Origin of the sequence: Bacteroides sp. RTP31139st1_H2_RTP31139_211217 (genome assembly GCF_040227615.1) — a bacterium.
GTDB lineage: Bacteria > Bacteroidota > Bacteroidia > Bacteroidales > Bacteroidaceae > Bacteroides > Bacteroides uniformis.
The window spans coordinates 1-1,417 of the sequence record NZ_JBCNZM010000343.1 but is presented as its reverse complement, the minus strand read 5'-3'; the positions used below and the strand labels follow the sequence as shown (position 1 = coordinate 1,417).

General features: G+C 43.1%; 4 protein-coding genes. All 4 read right to left on the bottom strand.

Translation table 11 applies throughout. The annotated features are described in order from the left end of the window. Window positions 1-44: 44 nt before the first annotated feature. Genes ABUA47_RS24795 through ABUA47_RS24780 form a run of 4 tightly spaced genes read right to left on the bottom strand, consistent with a single transcriptional unit; the run spans window position 45 to window position 1,136 of the window. Entirely contained in the window at window positions 45-419 is a 375-nt protein-coding gene (locus ABUA47_RS24795; protein WP_149923043.1) for a hypothetical protein, read from the bottom strand. A 3-nt stretch (window positions 420-422) separates the two neighbouring features. Then, on the bottom strand, window positions 423-680 hold the full coding sequence (locus ABUA47_RS24790) for a hypothetical protein (RefSeq protein WP_149923044.1): 258 nt from the start codon (window positions 678-680) through the stop codon (window positions 423-425). After that, window positions 677-874 (bottom strand): hypothetical protein, encoded by a 198-nt coding sequence (locus ABUA47_RS24785; RefSeq protein ID WP_149923045.1) that lies wholly within the window; start codon window positions 872-874, stop codon window positions 677-679. The genes ABUA47_RS24790 and ABUA47_RS24785 overlap by 4 nt, the downstream gene beginning before the upstream one ends. After that, on the bottom strand, window positions 852-1,136 hold the full coding sequence (locus tag ABUA47_RS24780; protein WP_149923046.1) for a DUF4884 domain-containing protein: 285 nt from the start codon (window positions 1,134-1,136) through the stop codon (window positions 852-854). Before ABUA47_RS24780 ends, ABUA47_RS24785 begins: the two co-directional genes overlap by 23 nt. Window positions 1,137-1,417: the final 281 nt, after the last annotated feature.

Sequence of the window (1,417 nt, the reverse complement as noted above, 5' to 3'; positions counted from 1 at the left end):
TTTTCTGTAATAAGTTCACTTCATTTGCGTTCAGCCTCTCAGACTTAATGATAGCCCTTTTTCTTCGGGTTGCTCCGGGTTCTGAGCCAATATGGTTTCCGTTGCCAGTGCTTCCGGGGATGCAGCCGTTCCCTATATGGAGGGTAGGGGTTACGCTCTGCTGGTTCAGAACAGATTTCATAATCTTCAAGGCTTATTTTTTTCAGTTCATATTCCAAGCTGCGTTCAATAACTTGCGCCATCAGACATTCAGCCCCGAGCCTTGATATTTGTTCGATAGCCCGTTCAAACTCAGCGATAGACATTCCTAAAGATTCCTGAGCGTTTATCAAAGCCTCTTTTAACTCTTTTACCGCTTCATCAAGGAGACCCAACTTTTCTTGAAGACGGTCACAAACGTCATTCAGGCTGTTTCCCATAAGTCAGCCCTCCTTTTCGTAAGCCCATCCGAGAAGACGGTCAAAGGGAAGCCCTATGCGATGATGCGTGTCTTTTCTTGAAAGGCAGAAATCCCCGTCATCGTCAACCTCTCCGTCCGTGCATCCTCTGTAAATTTGCCCGTTATTGAAAACGAATAATGCCGTGCGGTTGCTGTCAATGCTGCCGATGTCTTCCGGGTCTCTCAATGTATAACGCTGACCGTTTGAAAGCGTTATTTTACACCGTGTCACGTTTTTCATACTTGTTTCTCCTTTCTTGTTTCTTGTGTGTCAGATGTTGTTCTGTCCTCGTATGAAAGCGTGATACCTGTCAGAACCCCGTTATCGTCACGCTTGAACAGAGCACGTTCAAGGTATATTCCTCCCTGCTCAAACTGTTTGTTGGAGGCTTCAAGAAAACCCCTGACTTCTTCAATGTTTATTTTCCTGTCCATTGTTACACATAGTTTGAACCTTGACATTCTCTGTTGCTTTTCCAACCCGCTTTTGATAACTGTATTGAACATCGCCCGTTCTGTTTGTGAAGTAAACGTAACGGTCACTGTCACGGAAACGATAAACCGTGATACCGTCAACCGTGAACAGTTTTTCAACGGGGTATGATTGGTTAGAACTCGCCTTGACTTCTTCAACTTGTTTTGATTCGCACGCTGTCAGGGCTAAGAGTGCGATTGAAATAATGATAATCTTTTTCATTTTGTTGGTATTTTAGTGTTAAACACGTCTTTGAGCCATTGTTTGTACGGTAGGATTGGTTTACCGTATAAAGTCATATTGGCTTTGTAGCTTTCGTACATCTGTTTGCGAAAATCTACGGGAATTTGTTTTTTCTGATTTCTCAATTTCATCTTTGTATATTTTAAGTGAATAAACTCAGTTGTACGGGTCTGTCTTTGACCGTTCTTTCATATATCGGGCAGCGGTCTTTGTAAGAGCAACAACCGTTTTTTGCGGCTGAGAACCTTTCATCCCAAAGC

Bases quoted from the DNA above. Each gene is read 5' to 3' on its own strand.
- ABUA47_RS24780 (WP_149923046.1), bottom strand. From the start codon at position 1,136: ATGAAAAAGATTATCATTATTTCAATCGCACTCTTAGCCCTGACAGCG.
- ABUA47_RS24790 (WP_149923044.1), bottom strand. From the start codon at position 680: ATGAAAAACGTGACACGGTGTAAAATAACGCTTTCAAACGGTCAGCGT.
- ABUA47_RS24795 (WP_149923043.1), bottom strand. From the start codon at position 419: ATGGGAAACAGCCTGAATGACGTTTGTGACCGTCTTCAAGAAAAGTTG.
- ABUA47_RS24785 (WP_149923045.1), bottom strand. From the start codon at position 874: ATGGACAGGAAAATAAACATTGAAGAAGTCAGGGGTTTTCTTGAAGCC.